We start from the raw sequence: 19,426 nt of genomic DNA on the forward strand, positions 1-19,426 counted from the left end.
GTCGCGGAGCGATTTCCCCTCTCTCGGCGAGTGGCGCAGCGCGGAACGGGAGTGTGGCGGTCGTGACGGATGAGTGGCGGGCCGGGAATCTGCCCATGGAGACAACGGAGTTGGTGGGGCGTCGAGCGGAACTCACGTACACCCGGCGGCTGTTCGAGCGTTCACGGCTGGTGACCCTCACCGGCGTCGGTGGGGTGGGCAAGACCCGGCTGGCCCTGCGGGCCGCGGCCGAGCTGCAGCCGTCGTTCCGGGACGGCGCGTGGTGGGTGGAGCTGTCACCGCTGCAGGAGAGCGTGCTGCTGCCCCACGCGATCGCCCAGTCCCTGTCGATGCCCAACCAGATCCTCCGCCCCATGCTCGACGTACTCGCCGACTACCTCGCGGACCGCGAACTGCTGCTGGTGCTGGACACCTGCGAGCATGTGGCCGATGCGTGCGCCGCGTCGGCCCGAGTACTGCTGGCGGCCGCGCCGGGGCTGCGGATCCTCGTCACCAGCCGCCGCCCGCTGGGCACGGCCGAGGAACAGGTGGCGGTGATCGAGCCGCTGCCGGTGCCGGATACCGATACCGCCGGCGAGAGCGAGCAGGCGGATGCCGTGGTACTCCTCGCCGAGCGGGCCGCCGAGGTGGTGCCCGGCTTCGCGGTGACCGCCGCCAACCGGCTCGATGTGCTGCGCCTGTGCCGGCGTCTTGAGGGGCTGCCGCTGGCGCTGGAACTGGCGGCGGCGCGGCTGGGGGAACTGCCGGTGACCACGCTGATCGAGCGGCTGGGCGACCGGTTCGCCGTGCTGGGCGACACCACCGACGCGATGACCGAGGCCGACCCTCCATGGCATCGGGCACTGCGCACCGCGATCGGATGGAGCCACGAACTGTGCACGCCGGCCGAACGGCTGCTGTGGGCACGGCTGTCCGTCTTCGCGGGAAGCTTCGACGTCGAGGCGGCCCGGCAGGTGTGCGCCGGTGTGCACCTCCCTGATGAGCAGATTCCCGCCGTGCTGGGCGCGTTGGGGGAAAAGTCGATCCTGACCTGGGCGCCGACCGGCGGCGGTGAGCGTTACCGGATGCTGGACACCCTCCGCGAGTACGGCGCCCACTGGCTGCGCCGCCTGGGCGAGCAGGACCGGATGCGGCGACGCCACCGGGACTACTACCTGGCTCTGGCCCGCCGGGGTGATGCCGCCTGGATCGGGCCCGCCCAGTTCGACTGGTACGACCGCACCACCAGCGAGCACGACAACTTCCGTGCCGCCCTGGAGTTCACGCTGGCCCAGCAGGAGGGCAGGACCGCCCTGGAGCTGGCCGGGGCGCTGTGGTTCTTCTGGTATCCCTGCGGTTACCTCAAGGAAGGCCAGCACTACCTGGAACAGGCCCTCGCGCTCGACACCGTGCCGAGCCCGGCACGTGACAAGGCCCTGTGGGCGTGCAGCTTCGTCCTGCTGTGCCAGGGCGATGTCGCGGCCGGCCAGACCTGGGCCGACGAGTGTGTCAGCGCGGCCGAACAGCTCGGTGACACCGAAGCGGTCAACGCCGCCCTGGGCGCCGCCTTGTGCGTGGCGGCGATGGTCGGCGACCGGGCGCGCGCGTGGTCTCTCGCGGAGCACCTGCTCACCGTCACCTCGGGAGATGACGGTGAACTCGACGGTCCGCTCACGCTGCCCAGGCTCTTGGCCCGCGTGATGGCCGGCCATGTGCTCTCCGCCGATGACCGCACCGAGGAGGCCATCGCCATGCTGGAGGCGATGCGCACCGAGTGCGATCGGCACGGCGAGCGCTGGCAGCGCTCCTACGGCGACGTCATGCGCGCGCATGCCGAACTGGCCCGCGGCTGCCCCGAAGCCGCACAGCGGTATGGCCGGGCGGCCCTGGAAGTCAAACAGCGGCTGCACGACCGCCTGGGCATCGGCCTCTCGCTCGACGTACTCGCCGTCGCCACCGGCGCCGCCGGGCAGGGCGAGGCGGCTGCTCGGCTCCTCGGGCTGGCCCAGCACGTCTGGGACACCCTCGGCCTGCCACAGGCGGGCGTTCCGGAATGGGTCGCCGCCCGCCGGTCCTGCGAACAGCAGGCCCGCGACAGCCTCGGCGAGGCCGCCTACGACACGGCCTTTCGCACCGGCTACGCCACCGACCTGAGCACCGGCATCACCCAAGCGCTCAGCGGGACCGGGTCGACCACGCAGCCGCACGGCCCGACCGGCTGACTCCGACGCCCTCATCCGCAGCACACGCACTGCTCCGGGAACAAGCTGCTCCGGAAACAAAACGGCCATTTAAATCCATTACGATCTGCCGCCTCCTGTCCGTTGTCAGACGAAAGCAGTTATGAAGACAGATGAGCCGCAGCACCGCAGGGGAAATCTGCCGGTGCGGACCACGCGACTGATCGGCCGTGAGGCGGAATTGGCTGAGGTGCGGGAGCTGTGTGAGCGGTCGAGACTGGTGACACTGACCGGTGTCGGCGGGGTGGGCAAGACGCGACTGGCGCTGGCGGCCACGGTCGAACTGCAGCCGCACTTCCCGGACGGCGCCTGGCTGGTGGAACTGTCGCCCTTGACCAGTGCCGCGCTGCTGCCGCACACCATCGCCGAGGCGCTGCCACTGGTCGACCGGACCACCCGCCCGATGATCGACGTACTGGCCGACTACCTCGCCGACCGGCGACTCCTTCTCGTACTGGACACCTGCGAGCATCTGACCGACGCGGTCGCCCTGACGGTCCAGGTGCTGCTGCGGGCCGCCCCGCAGCTGCGGATCCTGGCCACCAGCCGCCGCGTCCTGGACGTGCCCGGGGAAGAGGTGCTCACGGTCGAGCCGCTGCCGGTTCCCGACAGCGCCGATATCCAGGCGGACAGCGCGGATGCGGTGACGCTGCTGGCCGAACGAGCCGCCGAGGCCGTACCGGGCTTCACGGTCACCGACGCCAACCGGGCCGATGTGCTGGGGCTGTGTCAGCGGCTGGACGGGCTGCCGCTGGCCCTGGAACTGGCCGCGGCCCGGCTGCGCGAGCTGCCCGTACGGGAGCTGACAGCACGGCTGGAGGACCGGTTCGCCGTACTGGGCGACACCGACGACACCACGTCCCGCGCCGACCCGCCCTGGCACCGTGCACTGCGGACCGCGATCGGCTGGAGTCACCAGCTGTGCAGCCCGGCCGAGCGGCTGCTGTGGGCGCGGTTGTCCGTCTTCGCCGGCACTTTCGACGCCGAAACGGCCCGAACGGTCTGCGCCGATGAGCATCTCCCGGGTGAACAGGTCCCGGACCTGCTGGACGCGCTGACGGAGAAATCGATCCTGGCCTGGCAGCCGACGGGCGGCGGTGAGCGTTACCGGATGCTGGACACCATCCGTGAATACGGCGCCGACTGGCTGCGCGCGCTGGACGAGGAGAACGCGCTGCGGAACCGGCACCGGTACCACTACGTGCGGCTGGCCCGGGCCGGCGACGCCGCGTGGCTGGGGCCGGATCAACTCGCCTGGTACGACTGCCTCAGCAGCGAGCACGACAACCTCCGGGCCGCTCTGGACTTCTGCCTGGCGGAGCCGGCAGACCACAGCGCGCTGGACCTGGCCGGGTCGCTGTGGTTCTTCTGGTTCGCGTGCGGGCACGCGCGCGAGGGCCGCCACTACCTGGAGCGGGCTCTGGAGCTCTGCCGGGAACCGGGCCCACGGCGCGCCAAGGCCCTCTGGGCCGGTGGCCTCACGGCCGTCGCGCAGGGCGATGCCGATGCCCTCGCGCGGCTGGTGAAGGAGTTCCGGGAGAGCGTCGAAGAAGCCGACGACCCGACCGCGCCGTTCGCCGTGGCCTATCTGGACTGCGTACGCCTGGTACTGCAAGGGGACGCGCGGCGGGCCGTCGAGGTGTTCCGCGCGGCGCCGGACTCCCCCGGTGGCGAGGGCGGGTACGAAGCGGCCTGGCTGATCCATCGGGTGGGCTGGGCGTTCACCCATACCCAGCTCGGGGAGTACGAGGCAGCGGCGGCCCTGGCGGATGCGGTGTGTACGCAGTGCGGGGCTCGCGGCGAGCGGTGGACGCACGCGTGGGGTGATCACGTACGGGCGGTGGCCGCGCTCGGCCTCGGCCGGTGGGACGAGGCAGTCGCCCATGCCCGTGCCGCCGTAGAGGGCAAGGCGCAGCTGCACGACAGCCTGGGGATCGCCATGGGCATCGATGTCCTGGCCTCGGCGGCCGCGGCCACCGGCCGAGGGGACCACGCGGCCCGGCTGCTCGGCATCGCCCAGCAGGTCTGGCTGACCCTGGGGCGGCCGCAGCTGGGCATGCCCGGGCTCGTCGCGGCCCGCGAGGCCACGGAGCGCCGAGTCCGGCATGCCATCGGCGACACGGCGTACGAGAAGGAGTTCGCGACCGGCCTGGAAACCCACACCGACAACGGCATCGCCTACGCCCTCGACCACGCACTACGGCACACGGAGTAGCCGCTTCGCCGTCTGTCACCTGGTGGGGCGCAGTGTGCGTTCGATGTCCTCCAGCGTGCGGCCACGGGTCTCCGGGACGCGGCGCAGGACGAACACCCAGCACAGGCCGTTCATCACGGCGTACGTCAGCAAGGTGGCGGTGAGGCCGAAGGTCTGCACGGCGGTGAGTGCGGTGACGGCGATGAGCAGGTCGAAGCCCCAGACGGTGGTCGTGGCCAGGCTGGTGGCGGGGCCGCGGACGGACAGCGGCAGCACCTCGGGGGCCAGCAGCCATACGACGGTCTGCATGCCGGCGCCGTTGAGGAAGATGTACGCGAACAGTGCGAGCACGACCGTCCAGCGCTGCACTCCGGAGGCCGGCATCAGGAAGGCGAGGGCGAGGACGGCCATGGCCGCGCCGGAGGCCGGCATCAGCCACAGCAGCAGCCGGCGGCGGCCGACGCGGTCCACGGACAGCGCGCCGGTGATGCCGGCGAGGACGAGCATCACGCCGATCCCGATGCCGGTGAGCAGGGCGACGGAGCCGCCGAAACCGGCGTCGGTGAGCAGGGTGGGCGCGTAGTACACCATGGCGTTGATGCCGGTGAGCTGCGAGAACGCCGCGATGCCGAGGGCGATGAGGAGAGCGGGGCGCAGCCGACCGGCACGCAGGACGGCTGCGGTGGCGCGCAGGCCGCGGGGCGCGTCGCTCCCGGCCCGGCACAGGGCGGCGATGTCCCCGACCTCCGCGGCGATGTCGGCGTCCGGGCCGCGCAGCCGGGCCAGTACCGCGTGGGCGCGCTCGTGGTCCCCGCGGCCGACGAGCCAGCGGGGGCTCTCGGGCAGCGGCAGCATGCCGGCCGCGAGGACCAGGGCGGGGATGACCGCGAGCGCGAACATCCAGCGCCAGCCGCCCGGGCCGGCCAGCGCGTACCCGACGAGGTAAGAGATCAGCTGGCCGATGGCGACCATGAGCTGGAAGAGGACCATGAGCCGGCCGCGTATCGCCGGCGGGGCGGTCTCGGCGATGTAGACGGGCACGGTGTTGGAGGCGGCGCCGACCGCCAGGCCGAGTACGAGCCGGGCGACGGTGAGCGCGGCGGCGGACGGCGCCAGGGCCGAGGCCAGCGCGCCGAGCGCGAAGACGGCCGCCACGGCGATGACGACGGGGCGCCGGCCCCAACGGGCGCTGAGCACACCGGAGACGGGGGCGCCCACCATGGCGCCCACGAGGATGGCGCTGACGACCACCTCGCGGTAGTGGGTGGAGAGGTGCAGATCGCGGCCGAGGTCCAGCAGGGCGCTGGAGATGATGCCGGTGTCGTAGCCGAAGAGCAGTCCGCCCAGGGCGGAGATCGCGGCCACGGCGTAGAGCAGGGCGGGCCGTCCGGTGCGTGGAGGCGTGGGCCGGGCGGCGGCGCTGCCGGCCGGTTCGAGCACGGTCACGGGGTTCCTTCGCCAGTTGGTCGGTTCGGTCGGGGGCCGTGGAGAGCCGGCCGGGTGGGCCGCGAGGTGCCGGCCCGGTGGGGCGAGCCTGTGCCGGTGGTCAGGCGTCGCCCATGACCAGTCCTTCGATGGTGTGCTGCTGGACGACCGGCTGGAGTTCGTCCACGACGCGGGCCGCCAGGTGATCGCGGACGCGCTCGGGCAGCGCGGCCCAGTAGGCGCGGGTCACGGCCATGTTGTGGTGCGCGTCGTTGCCTGCGCCGGGGGCGTCCACGCCGAGGACGAGGACGGGCCGGGAGACGGCCGAGTGGTTGGTCGTACCGCGGTGGATCGTCAGGGCGGACCGGGCGGAGATGTCGCCCCGCCGCGGGTACTTGCGTACCGCCCGCGCCTCGTAGCGCGCGTAGTCGGCCTTGTCCGGGAACATCTCGTGCGTGAAGTCGGCGCCCGTCTCCCACTGGGTGCCCAGGGCGATCTCGAAGGGGCCCATGTCCTCCGCCGTGTCGACGGCGGTGACGTTGAAGGCGAGCGAGGTCAGCCGGTGTTCCTCGCGAGTGGGCGCGGGAGAGGGGAAGTCCCGGTGCCACGGCTGGTTGACGGCGCCTTCCAGGGGGACGTCGAAGCCCAGCTCGACGATGCGGTACTCGGGGCCGAGCACGGCCTCGCACACCGAGCGCACCCAGGGGTGGTCCGCCAGCTCGGCGAAGTCGCGCAGCTGCTCGGGGTGGATCTCCACGTAGTACCGGTTGGGGCCGCGGCCCACGGCACCACCGGGACGGTTGCGGGCCTCGTCGAAGGCCCGCTCGATGTCCTCGCGGAGCCGGTCGGCGAACTCGACGGGGAAGGCCGACCGGCGGGCGGTGATGCCGTCGGTGTACAGCTCGCGCACGGCGCTGCCGATCTCCGTAGCGGTGGGCTTCGCAGTCGTGGCCGGTGCGGGGGAAACGAGGTCGCGGGCCGGGGACGTGGCGGTTTCGGGCATCGGTACTACTCCTCGCGTCGGTGGGAGGGCGTGGGGTGTCTGCGCCGTGGCGTGTCTGCGCTAGATTGCAACGTGGAATGCAACGTTGCAATAGTGCGCGGCAAGATTTTTTCCGGCTTCCGGACGCTCCCGGGGACGTGAGACGATCGGCCGGCCCACATCCCGGAGGAGGAGCAGGTGGGAGCGAAGCTCAAAGACGTGGCCACCCTCGCCGGCGTCTCGGTCCGGACGGTGTCGAACGTCGTCAACGACTCCGCCTCCGTGGCACCGGCCACCCGTGCGCGCGTGCTGGCCGCCATCGAGCAGACCGGCTACCGCCCGAACCTCGCCGCCCGCAACCTGCGGCAGGGGCGCACCGGACTGATCGGGCTCGCCATACCGGAAGTCGGCTCGCCCTACTTCGGCGAACTGGCCGGCCTGCTCATCGACGCGGCCCAGGAGCGCGGCTGGACGGTACTCATCGACCAGACGGCCGGCCGGGCCGACCGGGAACGCCGGCTGCTGTCCGGAGTCGAGGGCCATGCCGTGGACGGCCTGATCATCAGTCCGTGGGCGCTGTCACCCGCCGAGATCGGCGCCTGCTCCGGCCCCGCGCCCGTCGTCGTACTGGGCGAGATCGACCCCAAGGGCACCGCGGACCACGTGGCGATCGACAACGTCACCGCCGCGCGGGAGGCGACCCGGCATCTCATCGCCCGGGGCGCCCGCCGGCCCGCGGCGCTCGGCCTGCAGCCGGACCTGCGCAACGGTACGGCCGAACTGCGGCTGCGCGGTTACCGCGAGGCGTTGCACGAGGCCGGCCTGGAGCCCGATGCCGGGCTGGAGGCCGCGGTGGCCTCACTGCACCGCGCCGAGGGCCGGCGTGCGATGGAAGCGCTGCTGGACCTGCCCCAACCACCCGACGCCGTCTTCTGCTTCACCGACGAGCTGGCGCTCGGCGCGCTGCGCGCCGCCCTCTCGCGGGGCCTGCGCGTCCCGCGCGACCTGCGCGTCATCGGCTTCGACGACATCGAGGACGGGCGGTACAGCACGCCCTGCCTGAGCACCGTCGCCCCCGACAAGCAGCACATCGCCGAGAGCGCGCTGCAGCTGCTCGCCGACCGCATCTACGGCCGGCTCACCACCAGCCCCTCACGCCAAGTGGTCGCCCGCCACCGGCTGTTGGAACGCGAAACCACCGCCCCGGGGCCACGGCGCAGTGCCCTACGCTGAGCCTCCAGGCGTCAAACCTCTCTTCACTGACAGGCCGTCAGGAGGTCGACAGCAAGTCGGCATTAGTCCGGTTGTAAGTGGTTACACCCGACCACACCCGCATCTACACTTCTGACCCTTACGGCACAGCTGACCTGCGTAGACGTCAGTGACGGCAGGGTCGGCAGAGGGAGGGGTCAGCACGTGTTCTATCAGGTGCTCAAGTACGTCGTTCTGGGGCCGCTGTTGCGAGCGGTGTTCCGGCCCCGGGTGGAGGGGCTGGAGCACATTCCCGAGGAGGGGGCGGCGATCATCGCCGGCAACCACCTCTCCTTCGCCGACCACTTCGTCATGCCCGCGATCGTGCCGCGCAGAGTCACCTTTCTGGCCAAGGCCGAGTACTTCACGGGGCCCGGCCTCAAGGGCCGGCTGACCGCCGCGTTCTTCCGCGGGATCGGGCAGATCCCGGTGGACCGGTCCGGCGGAAAGGCGTCGCAGGGCGCGATCAGGTCGGGGGTGAACGTGCTCCGCAGGGGCCGGCTGCTCGGCATCTACCCGGAGGGCACCCGCTCGCACGACGGGCGGCTCTACAAGGGCCGTACGGGCGTCGCCGCGATGGCGCTGGAGGCCGGGGCGCCGGTGGTGCCGTGCGCGGTGATCGGCACGTTCGAGGCCCAGCCGACCGGCCGGCGGCTGCCGCGCGCCATGCGCGTCACGATCCGCTTCGGGGAGCCGATGGACTTCTCCCGGTACGCGAACATGACCTCCGAGCACGCCGCGCTGCGGGCCGTCACGGACGAGATCATGTACGAGATCATGAAGCTGTCGGGCCAGGAGTACGTCGACGTGTACGCGGCCGACGCCAAGGCCGCGCAGCAGCAGGCCGGCAGGCAGTAACGCAAGCGGGCCGGCAGGCCGTGACGCACGCGAAGCGGGGCGCCCGGGATGTCCCCGGGCGCCCCGTCCTGTATGCGCTGTCGCGCCTCGCCGATTACGGCTTAGGGGTGGCGTGCGGGGTGCACGTCACGTCCTTGGCGTCGGTCTTGCCGTCCACGAAGTACGCGTCGACGCGGTTGTTGACGCACGGGTTCACCAGGCCGGTGACGCCGTGCGAGCCGGCGTCCTTCTCGGTGATCATGCGCGAGCCGGCCAGCCGGCGGTGCAGCTCGACGGCGCCGTCGTACGGCGTCGCCGCGTCGCGGGTGCTCTGCACGATCAGCACGCCGGGCAGGCCCTTGCCGGTCTTGACGTTCACCGGGGTCTGCTGCTTCTCCGGCCACGTGGCGCAGGGCAGGTTCATCCAGGCGTTGGACCAGGTCATGAACGGGGCCTGCTGGTGGATCCGGGTGTTGTCGCGGTTCCAGCGCTGCCAGCTGGTGGGCCACTTGGCGTCGTTGCACTCCACCGCCGTGTAGACCGCGTTGCCGTTCTCCGAGGAGATGTTGCCGGCCTTGTCGCTCATGTCGGGGGCCGCGTTCTCGACGATCGGCTTCTCGTCACCGGCGAGGTACGCGCTCCACGCCTTGGCGACCGGCGCCCACATCGAGTCGTAGTACGGCGCGTTCTGGAAGAAGCCGGTGAGCTCGGCCGGGCCGACCTGGCCGCCGATCGGGGACTTCTTCGCGGTGGCGCGCAGCTTCTCCCACTGCGCCTGGACCTTCTCGGGGGTGTCACCGATGTGGTACGTCGCGTCGTTCTTCGCGACCCACTTCTTCCAGTCGCCCCAGCGGCCCTCGAAGGCGATGTCCTGGTCGAGGTTGGCCTCGTACCAGACCTTCTCGCGCGAGGGGTTCACCACGGAGTCGACGAGCATCCGGCGCACGTGGTCGGGGAAGAGCGTGGCGTAGACGGCGCCGAGGTAGGTGCCGTAGGACACGCCGAGGTAGTTGAGCTTCTTGTCGCCCAGCGCCGCACGGACGACATCCAGGTCACGGGCGGTGTTGGGCGTCGTCATGTGCGCCAGCAGGGCGCCGCTGCGCTCCTTGCAGCCGTCCGCGTACTCCTTGGCGAGCTTGCGCTGGGCGAGCTTGTCGGCCTCGTCGTCGGGCACCGGGTCGGCCTTGGGCGCCTTGACGAACTCCTGCGGGTCCATGCAGGAGATGGCGGCGGAGTGGCCGACGCCCCTCGGATCGAAGCCTACAAAGTCGTACGCCTTGGCCATGTTGGCGTAGATGGGGTTCTTGGTGGTCACCCGGGTGGGGAAGCGAAGCCCTGAGCCGCCGGGGCCGCCGGGGTTGTAGATCAGCGAGCCCTGGCGCTCGTCCTTGGTGCCGGTGCTCTTGGCACGGTCCACCGCGATCTTGATCTTCTTGCCGTCCGGCTTGGCGTAGTCGACCGGCACGGTCACGAACCCGCACTGGATCGGGGCGTCCAGGCCCCAGTCCTTGGGACAGGTCTGCCAGTCGATACCGGCCTTGGCGGCGCGCGCCGCGGCGGTCTGCACGCCGCGGTCCTCGGCGGAGCCGCGCTGGTGGTTCACGCCCGCGCTGGCGGGTGTGGCGGCGATGGCGCCGGCTATGAGTGCGCCGGCAACCGCGGTCCCGGCGGCGCCGAACGCTGCTTTTCGTCTCACGTAGGTGTTCCCCCTGCATGGTGCGCCACTTGTGGCGGCGATGATCACAGAGCTGCAGGGGGATCCTGTCTCGTACGCCCGTCCGATGAAAAGACCGGACGGCTATTTCTTTACCAACCCGTAGGAATTGCGGCCGTTTCGAGCAGCCGCCGGACGGCCAGTGCGTCCGGTGCGACGGCGGTGACCAGCGCGGCGGGCCCGGCGAGCGGCGTGATCACGGCCTGACCGGGGCCGTCGGACGCCTCCAGGGTCCGTACCGTTACGGGCCGCTCCTCGTACGCCGGGTCGACGACGAGCAGCTGGCCGACGGCACGGTGTCCGGCGAGCACCGCTGAGGAGTCCCAGCCGGGCACCCCGGGGCCGTACGCCGTCTCCTGGTCCAGCAGGACCCGGCCGGCGCGCCGGACCGTCAGCCGGGCGGTGAGCCGTCCGGTGACCTCGCCGGTCCGCCCGAGCACCTGCTCCTCGCGGAGCAGCAGCCGGGCGGTGGGCGCGAGGTCGACGGTGGTGGTCTGGATCAGGTCGCTGCCGGCCGCGGAGATCAGCGGCTCGGGCAGCCAGTCCAGGCGCGCCCCGTCGGCCACGTCCAGCGCCACGTCGTAGCGGGCCGTCCCCGGGTGGTGGCCGGGCAGCGCGAGGGTCGCGGCGGCCGCGGTGACCCGCAGGTCGCTGCCCGCCCCGGCGCGCGCCTCGATGCGCAGCTGGTCGCCGCCCACCGGGGCGCTCATCGCGCCGACCACGCAGACCCGGGCCGCCGCGTCGTGCGAGCGCAGCCGGCGCAGCGCCAGCGGCCCGTCGCCGTCCAGCACGGGGAGCCGGGAGACGCCGTACGGGTCGGCGACCGCGGCGATGCGGGCGGTGGCGCGCAGCTGCCGTGCGGCGGGCGCTGGGGCAGCGTCCGCCAGTACTGCGGCGGTGGGCGGTGGCGGCGCGAGGGTCATGCCGGGACCGCGGTCCACTGGCCGAGGCACGCGCGGACCCAGTCGGCGACCGGCGCGACGCCGTTCTCGCCCTTGATGGAGGTGAAGGCGACGGGGAGGTCGCCGCGCTGCGCCTTGGCGTCGCGGGCCATGGGCTCCAGGTCGGAGCCGACGTACTGGGCGAGGTCGGTCTTGTTGATCACGAGCAGGTCGGCGGTGGTGACGCCGGGGCCGCCCTTGCGCGGGATGTCGTCGCCGCCGGCCACGTCGATCACGAAGATCTGGAAGTCGACGAGGCCCTTGGAGAAGGTGGCGGTGAGGTTGTCGCCGCCGGACTCCACGAGGATCAGGTCGAGGGAGCCGACCTCCTCCTCAAGGTCCTCCACGGCCTCCAGGTTGGCGGAGATGTCGTCGCGGATGGCGGTGTGCGGGCAGGCGCCGGTCTCGACCGCGGTGATCCGCTCCGGGGGCAGTACGGCCTCGCGGAGCAGGAATTCCGCGTCCTCGCGCGTGTAGATGTCGTTCGTCACGACGGCGATGGACAGTTCGTCGCGCAGCGCGCGGCAGAGCGCGGCGACGGTGGCGGTCTTGCCGGAGCCGACCGGGCCGCCGAGGCCGATGCGCAGCGCGCGGCGGGTGCCGTCGGCGCGCTCGGGGGCCGCGGCGCTGTAGGTGTGGCGGTGGGGGAACTTCTCGTCGAGATCGTGGTCGAGGTGCATACGAACTCCGTGATCGTGCAATAAGTGGGTGGGTCAGGACGCGAACAGCCGTACCGGCCAGGCCGCGTGCTGCTCGGCGGTGATGTCGAGCAGCGGTGCGGAGCGGGCGGGCAGCGCGCCGGTCCCGTCCTGCGGGACGCGCGCCGCCGCCGCGACGGCCTCGGCCACGACCGCGTCCAGGTCGGGGGCGAGGCGCGCGAGGACCGCCGTCGCGTCGAAGGGGTCCAGGCTCAGCAGCCGTACGGCGGCGGTGGCCGGGCCGCTGACGGTCTCGTACGTGACGGCGTACGCGGCGTCCTCCGGGCCCAGGCCCGCCGAGCGCGCGGCGAGGCCGAGGACGACGGGCTGGTGGGCGCCGCGCGGCCGGGCCGCGGCGAGCGCGTCCAGCTCCGCCGAGGGCCAGGTCGCGCGGGCCGCCCGCATCATCTGGCGGCCGAGCTTGCGCGCTGTGGCACGCAGGGCCGGTACGGGTGTGCGGGCGTCGGCGGCCTCGTCCAGCGCGAGCGGGTCGCAGCCCGCGGCGGCCGCGGCGGCGAGACCCGCCGCGACCAGCCCGGCCGTGTGCAGCCGACCGCGGCAGAACTCCTCCAGCGAGCCGCCGTCCCGGATACGCCCTGCGGCGACGGCCGGTTCGGCGCCGCCGGAGTGGGCGTGCCCGCCGGCCGGGAACCGTCCGTCGGCCAGGACCAGCAGTGCGGCGCGGCTCATCGGTCCCGGCCTTTCCGCAGGGGTGCGTCGTACATGGCCATCAGAACAGGAAGTACCGCTGTGCCATGGGCAGTTCGGCCGCCGGGGCCGGCTCGACCACGGCGTCGTCGATGGTCACCGTGAAGGTGTCGGGGTCGACGACGACCTTCGGCAGCGCGTCGTTGTTGCGCATGGACGCCTTGGTGACCTGGCGCGTGGAGCGGATGGCCGTCAGCTCCTTGGCGACGCCCAGCCGGTCGCCCAGCCCGTCCGCGATGGCCTGCTCGGAGACGAAGTTGAGCGAGTTGGCGCCGGGGGCCTTGCCGATCGCGCCGAACATCGGGCGCGGCAGGATCGGCTGCGGGGTGGGGATGGACGCGTTGGCGTCGCCCACCTGCGCGTACGCGATCTGGCCGCCCTTGATGACCAGCTTCGGCTTGACGCCGAAGAACGCCGGGTCCCACAGCACGAGGTCGGCGAGCTTGCCGGTCTCGACGGAGCCGACGACGTGGTCGATGCCCTGGGCGATCGCCGGGTTGATGGTGTACTTCGCGACGTACCGCCGTACGCGGTTGTTGTCGGCGGCGAAGTCACCGGGCAGCGCGCCGCGGCGCTTCTTCATGACGTGCGCGGTCTGCCAGGTGCGCATGACGACCTCGCCGATGCGGCCCATGGCCTGCGCGTCCGACGACATCATCGAGATGGCGCCCATGTCGTGCAGGAAGTCCTCGGCCGCGATGGTCGAGGGCCGGATGCGGGACTCGGCGAAGGCCAGGTCCTCGGGGACCGCGGGGTTGAGGTGGTGACAGACCATCAGCATGTCGAGGTGTTCCTCGACGGTGTTGACGGTGTGCGGCCGGGTCGGGTTGGTCGAAGCGGGCAGCACGTTGGGCTCCGACACCATGGCGATCATGTCGGGGGCGTGGCCGCCGCCCGCGCCCTCGACGTGGAAGGCGTGGATCGAGCGCCCGGCGATCGCGGCGAGGGTGTCACCGAGGAAGCCCGCCTCGTTCAGGGTGTCGGTGTGGATCGCGAGCTGGGCGCCGCTCTCCTCGCAGACGCCGAGGCAGGCGTCGATGACGGCCGGGGTGGCGCCCCAGTCCTCGTGGATCTTGAAGCCGAGTACGCCGGCCCGCAGCTGGTCGCGCATCGAGGCGACCGAGGTGGTGTTGCCCTTGCCGAGCAGGCCGACGTTGACCGGCAGGCCGTCCATCGCCTCGAACATCCGGGTGACGTGCCAGGCGCCGGGCGTGATGGTGGTGGCCTTGCTGCCCTCGGCGGGCCCCGTGCCGCCACCGATCATGGTGGTGACACCGGAGGCCAGCGCTTCGGTCGCCTGCTCGGGGCAGATGAAGTGCACGTGGGTGTCGATGGCGCCGGCCGTGAGGATCTTGCCGTTGCCGGCGATGATCTCGGTCTCCGGGCCAATGACCAGCTCCGGGTGGACGCCGTCCATGGTGTCGGGGTTGCCGGCCTTGCCGAGCGCCACGATGCGGCCGTCGCGGATGCCGACGTCGGCCTTGACGATGCCCCAGTGGTCGATGACGATCACGCCGGTGATCACGGTGTCCGGGGTGCCTTCGGCCCGGGAGAGCCGGGACTGGCCCATCGACTCGCGGATGACCTTGCCGCCGCCGAAGACCGCCTCGTCACCGCTGCGCCCGGGGCCGCCCGACCAGTCCTCGCTGATCTCGATCAGCAGGTCGGTGTCGGCGAGCCGCACCATGTCGCCCGCCGTCGGGCCGAAGAGGTCGGCGTACGCGGCACGGGAAAGTTCAGCCATCGAGGGTGCCTCCGGTTTCGCCACGCAGGCCCGCGACGATCCGCTTGCCCGCGAGGGGCACCAGTTCGACCTCGGTGGGGATACCGGGCTCGAAGCGCACGGCTGAGCCGGCGGCGACGTTCAGGCGCTTGCCGTGCGCGGCCGCACGGTCGAAGTCGAGGCCGGGGTTGGCCTCGGCGAAGTGGTAGTGGGAGCCGACCTGCACGGGGCGGTCGGCGATGTTGAGGACGGTCATGCGCGTGACGGGAAGCCCCTCGTTGAGGCGTACCGGCTCATCGGCGTAGCGGATCTGTCCCGGGATCATCTTCGGCTCTCCCTGGGTCAGCTGATGGGATCGTGGACGGTGACGAGCTTGGTGCCGTCCGGGAAGGTCGCCTCGACCTGGACGTCGTGGATCATCTCGGGGATGCCCTCCATCACGTCGTCGCGGGTGAGGACATTGCGCCCGGAGGACATGAGCTCGGCGACCGTTCGGCCGTCGCGCGCGCCTTCCAGGATGTGCACGGTCAGCAGGGCAATGGCTTCGGGGTGGTTGAGCCGTACGCCGCGGGCCCGGCGCTTTTCGGCAACGTCCGCCGCGACATGAATCATCAGCCGTTCTTGTTCATGCGGGGTCAGTTGCATTCTCCACCTCACATTCTTACGCCTGGGCCGCATCGGCCCAGGTCACGGGCCCCGACGCGCCCGTACAAGTAGATGTATCACACATTCAACAAAGGAAAAGCAAACTGATCTCCAGATAAGTTCCATGAAACGCCCCGGACTTCGCAGGCTAGCCCCGCCCGATGTCGGCGGCGTTACCCCGGTGAATCCCTTGTTAAATCTGGGGACCGTGCCACAGGCGCCGAATTCCCGCGTACTCCCCACTCCCCCCGAAGCGGACATAACGCTCGACCGCCCCGCTCCCCGGAACAACGCGTTCGCTATGCGCCCTTGACTGGCCACAGACAAGTCACGATGCTCATCTCCGCGCGCCCGTATGCCCCACGCGTCGCGTGCGCGCTCCCGCACCACAAGAAGCTCCGCACCACCACCCCCCACACAGCATCGGAGCCACACCGTGACCCGTTCCGCACGCATACGCCGGGCCGCCCTGGCCGCGGGCGCCTGCACCGCCGTCGCCGCCACGCTCTTCACCGCGGCCGGCGCCCAGGCGGACCCCGCGCCGCTCGCCGCGCCGGACATCCCGGTCTCCGCCGTCAAGGCGGACCTGGACCAGCTTCAGTCCATAGCCGACGCCAACGGCGGCAACCGCGCCCACGGACAGCCCGGCTACAAGGCATCCGTCGACTACCTCAAGGGAAAGCTGGACGAGGCCGGGTTCACCACCCAGGTCCAGGAGTTCGACCACAACGGCGGCAAGGGATACAACCTCGTCGCCGACTGGCCCGGCGGCGACGAGAGCAAGACGGTCATGGCCGGCGCCCACCTCGACTCGGTCGACGAGGGCCCGGGCATCAACGACAACGGCTCCGGCTCGGCCGGCATCCTCGAAGTCGCCCTCGCGGTCGCCAAGGCGGACCTCAAGCCCGCCAAGCACCTGCGGTTCGGCTGGTGGGGCGCCGAGGAGTACGGCATGGTCGGCTCGCAGCACTACGTCGACAGCCTCGCCGAAGCGGACCGCGCGAAGTTCGACTCGTACCTCAACTTCGACATGATCGGCTCGCCCAACCCGGGCTACTTCGTATACGACGACGACCCGCGCCTGGAGAAGGTCTTCAAGGACTGGTACGCGGCCAAGAACATCGCCACCGAGATCGAGACCGAGGGCGACGGCCGCTCCGACCACGCCTCGTTCAAGGACGCGGGCATCCCCGTCGGCGGCCTCTTCTCCGGCGCCGACTACAAGAAGACCGCCGAACAGGCGAAGAACTGGGGCGGCATGGCGGGCGAGCCGTTCGACGCCTGCTACCACCAGTCCTGCGACACGGCGAAGAACATCGACGAGGCGGCGCTGGACAACAACACCGACGCCATCGCCCACGCGGTCTGGGAGCTCAGCTCCTGACGCTCACTCACCCGTCGCGCCGGCTCACCGGCTGACGACGGCTCAGCTCTCGTGGCCCGGTCGCCGATCCCCGGCGGCCGGGCCGCGGTGCTCCGCGGCGATGCCGAACCGCCGACGTTCGCTCGCGGCGGACGTCGGCAGCTGCCGCACCGAGGAGACCGTACTGATGACCTCCTCCTCGGCGGCCGCCTCCGCACGGTCGAGCTCTTCGAGTCGTCGCAGGTCAGCGGCGGACACCAGGGCCACCAAGGGCTTGCCGTGGCGCGTGACGACCACACGCTCGGAGCCGTAGACGACACGGTTGATCAAGTCCGCGAGCTCCGCCCGCGCCTGCGTCACCGGAATCTCGTAGGTCATGCTCCTCAGCTTAGCGCGCACCCGCTTCGTACTCCCGTGCTGCGCATGACGAGAAATGCCAGGTCAGAGGCGGTGCCGGGCAGCTCGGCGGCATCCTCGGCACAACCGGAGCACACCCGCCCGCAAAGGCGCCCCGAAGTGCGTCGTTCGCTCACGGCGAGCGCCGAATGACCCCGTGAGTCGTTGACTTCGCCGGACCGCTGGAACATGCTCCTCATCTGAAGGACTGTACGTCCTGTACATTTTTTAAGTAACGCGGCGAAGAGGAGCCCTCATGCTCGAGCCCACGGCCCGCTACGTCCTCCCGGAGTTCACCGAGCGCACGACGCAGGGCACCCGGACGCTCGATCCGTACTCCAAGCTGCTCGAGGAGCGCATCGTCTTCCTCGGCACCGCCATCGACGACACCTCGGCCAACGACGTCATGGCGCAGCTGCTCCACCTCGAATACACCGCCCCCGAACGGGACATCTCGCTCTACATCAACTCCCCCGGCGGCTCGTTCACCGCGATGACCGCGATCTACGACACGATGCAGTTCGTCACCAGCCCCATCGAGACGGTCTGCCTCGGGCAGGCCGCGTCCGCCGCCGCCGTCCTGCTCGCCGCCGGCCACCCCGGGCGCCGGCTCGCGCTGCCCGGCGCCCGCGCCCTCATCCACCAGCCGTCCTTCAGCGAGCCGGTCGAGGGGCAGGTCTCCGATCTGGCCCTGCAGGCCCAGGAGATGCTGCGCACCCGCGAGCTGCTGGAGGAGCTGCTCGCCCGGCACACCGGGCAGCCGCGCGAACGGATCAGCGCCGACATCGAGCGCGACAAGATCCTCGACGCCGAGGAGGCGATGGCGTACGGGCTGGTCGACGGGCTCACCCGCGGCCGCAAGGCGTCGTCGTCCGCCGCGCCCGGCGCGAGGTGAGGTGATGGCCCTGCCTCCCGACCTCCCGCCACTGCCCGCGCTGACCCGGGCCGAGGGCGCGGTCATCGACAGTTACCTCCAGGTCCTGGACCTCTTGGGGCGCATCAACCCGGCCCGCGGCGAGGGCACGTACCGGGGCCTGCGGGCGGCGCAGGCGCTGGTCGGCCGGGCGGTGGCGCTGCGGGACGCGCTGGCGCTGATGCACGAGCGGGGTGAGACGGAACTCCACGCCGACACGCTCAGCCGCGCGCTGCGGGTGCTGGACGGTGAGCGGCGGGCCGGGCTCGTCGCCGTGCCGCCGCCTGATGAGGAATGACGGGACGATCCCGTTCCACGCGGGCGCGGAGTCCGATCGGGCTACCGCCGATGGGGTACTCCTGGGCGCGTTCGCGGCGGAGTACGACTTGCGCGCTCCGTCGACGTGTCGCGTTGCGGGCGGTACGACGGCGCCGGTGCGGGGGTGCGTACGGGGTGCGGGCCGCTCGACGGACCGCGCCTGTCCACCCGAACGGATCAAGCGTGACCACCCTCACACAAGGCATGTTCGGCGTCTGAACCGCCCGGCGCTGCGTCACGATCCCTCCGACGACAAGCCCCCGCCGCAGCGGCGGGGCGGTCCGGGCGGACGCCGAATCCTGCCGCCGTGCCCGGGCGCCTGGTCGATACGCGTGGACCGGCAGGAGCGGAGGACCCGAGCACGACGGGGCCGCGGCCGTGGTACTGGCCGGGCGGTCCCTTGGGGTGAAGCCTTCGCCGTCCTTTCCGGGCGGCCGGCCGGGCATCTTCGCCTGCCCGAACCCGACAGGTCTTCCTTCGCAGGCGGCTGACGAAGGAGTGCGCATGACTGCGCGCGTTGATCTTCCTGTTCGTGGTGTTGCCGCGCCGGGCCGCCTGGCCCGTGCCGGAGTGGTGTCGGCGCTCGCGCTGGCCGTACTGGTTCCCGCCGGTGCGGGGGACGCCTCGGCGGCGCCCGCCTCCGGTGCCGCCTCCGCCGTGTCGGCGGCGGCCTCGGGGTCCGGCAAGGCGGCCCTGCGGGTCGCGGCGTCGAAGAAGGGGGCGCCGTACGCATGGGGGGCCGAGGGGCCACACCGGTTCGACTGCTCAGGGCTCACGCAGTACGCGTTCAAGCGCGCGGGGAAGCGGCTGCCACGTACGGCGGATTCCCAGTACCGGCACGTGCGGCACATCAAGGCGTCCTCGCGGAAGCGGGGTGACCTGGTCTTCTTCCACTCGGGGCGGTACGTGTACCACGTGGGCATCTACGCCGGGAAGGGCCGCATGTGGCACGCCCCCAAGCCGGGCGCCTCGGTACGCAAGGAACGGATCTGGACCGGTCGCGTCTGGTACGGGCGGGCGTGATGCGGGTGTGATGAGGGAGCTGACGCAGCGGTGACACAGAGGGGGCGGGGCCGACGGCCCCGCCCTCCTTCTGCCG

The 19,426-nt window shown here is 71.6% G+C and carries 18 protein-coding genes; 8 read left to right on the forward strand and 10 right to left on the reverse strand.

The genetic code is table 11. The features are described from left to right. Positions 1 to 62 precede the first annotated feature (62 nt). A complete protein-coding gene (locus ACZ4MH_RS00305) occupies positions 63 to 2,201 on the forward strand; it encodes an ATP-binding protein (protein WP_351595377.1) in 2,139 nt (712 codons plus the stop codon). Between the two features lie 121 nt (positions 2,202 to 2,322). After that, positions 2,323 to 4,434, forward strand: a complete 2,112-nt coding sequence (locus ACZ4MH_RS00310) for an ATP-binding protein (RefSeq protein WP_351595375.1) — start codon at positions 2,323 to 2,325, stop codon at positions 4,432 to 4,434. A gap of 15 nt (positions 4,435 to 4,449) precedes the next feature. Here ACZ4MH_RS00310 and ACZ4MH_RS00315 read toward each other — a convergent pair whose 3' ends face one another. Beyond that, positions 4,450 to 5,859, reverse strand: coding sequence for a sugar porter family MFS transporter (locus ACZ4MH_RS00315; RefSeq protein WP_351595372.1), 1,410 nt, complete (start codon positions 5,857 to 5,859; stop codon positions 4,450 to 4,452). A gap of 100 nt (positions 5,860 to 5,959) precedes the next feature. Further along, positions 5,960 to 6,841, reverse strand: a complete 882-nt coding sequence (locus tag ACZ4MH_RS00320) for a phytanoyl-CoA dioxygenase family protein (protein ID WP_351595369.1) — start codon at positions 6,839 to 6,841, stop codon at positions 5,960 to 5,962. A gap of 177 nt (positions 6,842 to 7,018) precedes the next feature. On the opposite strand from ACZ4MH_RS00320, the gene ACZ4MH_RS00325 reads away from it, so the two are divergent. Next, entirely contained in the window at positions 7,019 to 8,053 is a 1,035-nt protein-coding gene (locus ACZ4MH_RS00325; RefSeq protein WP_351595367.1) for a LacI family DNA-binding transcriptional regulator, read from the forward strand. Between the two features lie 183 nt (positions 8,054 to 8,236). After that, positions 8,237 to 8,929 (forward strand): lysophospholipid acyltransferase family protein, encoded by a 693-nt coding sequence (locus ACZ4MH_RS00330; RefSeq protein WP_351595364.1) that lies wholly within the window; start codon positions 8,237 to 8,239, stop codon positions 8,927 to 8,929. A 94-nt stretch (positions 8,930 to 9,023) separates the two neighbouring features. Here the strand turns inward: ACZ4MH_RS00330 and ACZ4MH_RS00335 are convergent, their stop codons facing one another. The 7 genes from ACZ4MH_RS00335 to ACZ4MH_RS00365 form a co-directional block, all read right to left on the reverse strand. Beyond that, a complete protein-coding gene (locus ACZ4MH_RS00335) occupies positions 9,024 to 10,604 on the reverse strand; it encodes an alpha/beta hydrolase (protein ID WP_351595361.1) in 1,581 nt (526 codons plus the stop codon). A gap of 110 nt (positions 10,605 to 10,714) precedes the next feature. Then, complete coding sequence (locus ACZ4MH_RS00340; protein ID WP_351595358.1) at positions 10,715 to 11,545, reverse strand: urease accessory protein UreD; 831 nt, start codon at positions 11,543 to 11,545, stop codon at positions 10,715 to 10,717. Further along, complete coding sequence (gene ureG, locus ACZ4MH_RS00345; RefSeq protein WP_351595356.1) at positions 11,542 to 12,243, reverse strand: urease accessory protein UreG; 702 nt, start codon at positions 12,241 to 12,243, stop codon at positions 11,542 to 11,544. Before ureG ends, ACZ4MH_RS00340 begins: the two co-directional genes overlap by 4 nt. Before the next feature lie 33 nt (positions 12,244 to 12,276). Beyond that, a complete protein-coding gene (locus ACZ4MH_RS00350; protein ID WP_467753633.1) occupies positions 12,277 to 12,951 on the reverse strand; it encodes an urease accessory protein UreF in 675 nt (224 codons plus the stop codon). Between the two features lie 40 nt (positions 12,952 to 12,991). After that, positions 12,992 to 14,713, reverse strand: coding sequence for an urease subunit alpha (locus ACZ4MH_RS00355; RefSeq protein ID WP_351601472.1), 1,722 nt, complete (start codon positions 14,711 to 14,713; stop codon positions 12,992 to 12,994). Next, positions 14,706 to 15,017 carry an urease subunit beta gene (locus ACZ4MH_RS00360; protein ID WP_351601475.1) on the reverse strand — a complete coding sequence of 104 codons (312 nt, stop codon included), beginning with the start codon at positions 15,015 to 15,017 and terminating at the stop codon, positions 14,706 to 14,708. The genes ACZ4MH_RS00355 and ACZ4MH_RS00360 overlap by 8 nt, the downstream gene beginning before the upstream one ends. Positions 15,018 to 15,034: 17 nt before the next feature. After that, positions 15,035 to 15,337 (reverse strand): urease subunit gamma, encoded by a 303-nt coding sequence (locus tag ACZ4MH_RS00365; RefSeq protein WP_351601478.1) that lies wholly within the window; start codon positions 15,335 to 15,337, stop codon positions 15,035 to 15,037. A gap of 436 nt (positions 15,338 to 15,773) precedes the next feature. Between ACZ4MH_RS00365 and ACZ4MH_RS00370 the strand changes: the two genes are divergently transcribed. Further along, positions 15,774 to 16,721 carry a M28 family metallopeptidase gene (locus ACZ4MH_RS00370; protein ID WP_351601481.1) on the forward strand — a complete coding sequence of 316 codons (948 nt, stop codon included), beginning with the start codon at positions 15,774 to 15,776 and terminating at the stop codon, positions 16,719 to 16,721. 42 nt (positions 16,722 to 16,763) lie between these two features. On the opposite strand, the gene ACZ4MH_RS00375 is transcribed toward ACZ4MH_RS00370, so the two are convergent. Continuing rightward, entirely contained in the window at positions 16,764 to 17,078 is a 315-nt protein-coding gene (locus ACZ4MH_RS00375) for a type II toxin-antitoxin system Phd/YefM family antitoxin (RefSeq protein WP_351601484.1), read from the reverse strand. A gap of 274 nt (positions 17,079 to 17,352) precedes the next feature. On the opposite strand from ACZ4MH_RS00375, the gene ACZ4MH_RS00380 reads away from it, so the two are divergent. From ACZ4MH_RS00380 to ACZ4MH_RS00390, 3 genes are all read left to right on the forward strand, one after another. Further along, complete coding sequence (locus ACZ4MH_RS00380; protein WP_351601487.1) at positions 17,353 to 17,991, forward strand: ATP-dependent Clp protease proteolytic subunit; 639 nt, start codon at positions 17,353 to 17,355, stop codon at positions 17,989 to 17,991. A gap of 4 nt (positions 17,992 to 17,995) precedes the next feature. Next, positions 17,996 to 18,307, forward strand: coding sequence for a hypothetical protein (locus ACZ4MH_RS00385; protein WP_351601490.1), 312 nt, complete (start codon positions 17,996 to 17,998; stop codon positions 18,305 to 18,307). Positions 18,308 to 18,831: 524 nt separating this feature from the next. Next, positions 18,832 to 19,350: a C40 family peptidase gene (locus ACZ4MH_RS00390; protein WP_351601493.1), complete on the forward strand. Its 519-nt coding sequence runs from the start codon at positions 18,832 to 18,834 to the stop codon at positions 19,348 to 19,350. The last annotated feature ends 76 nt before the right edge of the window (positions 19,351 to 19,426 follow it).

The sequence above is a fragment of the Streptomyces sp. NPDC026301 genome (assembly GCF_055567935.1).

Coding starts and splice junctions, on each gene's coding strand:
- ACZ4MH_RS00360 (WP_351601475.1), bottom strand. CDS start 15,017: ATGATCCCGGGACAGATCCGCTACGCCGATGAGCCGGTACGCCTCAAC.
- ureG (WP_351595356.1), bottom strand. CDS start 12,243: ATGCACCTCGACCACGATCTCGACGAGAAGTTCCCCCACCGCCACACC.
- ACZ4MH_RS00350 (WP_467753633.1), bottom strand. CDS start 12,951: ATGAGCCGCGCCGCACTGCTGGTCCTGGCCGACGGACGGTTCCCGGCC.
- ACZ4MH_RS00380 (WP_351601487.1), top strand. CDS start 17,353: ATGCTCGAGCCCACGGCCCGCTACGTCCTCCCGGAGTTCACCGAGCGC.
- ACZ4MH_RS00385 (WP_351601490.1), top strand. CDS start 17,996: ATGGCCCTGCCTCCCGACCTCCCGCCACTGCCCGCGCTGACCCGGGCC.
- ACZ4MH_RS00310 (WP_351595375.1), top strand. CDS start 2,323: ATGAAGACAGATGAGCCGCAGCACCGCAGGGGAAATCTGCCGGTGCGG.
- ACZ4MH_RS00355 (WP_351601472.1), bottom strand. CDS start 14,713: ATGGCTGAACTTTCCCGTGCCGCGTACGCCGACCTCTTCGGCCCGACG.
- ACZ4MH_RS00365 (WP_351601478.1), bottom strand. CDS start 15,337: ATGCAACTGACCCCGCATGAACAAGAACGGCTGATGATTCATGTCGCG.
- ACZ4MH_RS00390 (WP_351601493.1), top strand. CDS start 18,832: ATGACTGCGCGCGTTGATCTTCCTGTTCGTGGTGTTGCCGCGCCGGGC.
- ACZ4MH_RS00320 (WP_351595369.1), bottom strand. CDS start 6,841: ATGCCCGAAACCGCCACGTCCCCGGCCCGCGACCTCGTTTCCCCCGCA.
- ACZ4MH_RS00340 (WP_351595358.1), bottom strand. CDS start 11,545: ATGACCCTCGCGCCGCCACCGCCCACCGCCGCAGTACTGGCGGACGCT.
- ACZ4MH_RS00375 (WP_351601484.1), bottom strand. CDS start 17,078: ATGACCTACGAGATTCCGGTGACGCAGGCGCGGGCGGAGCTCGCGGAC.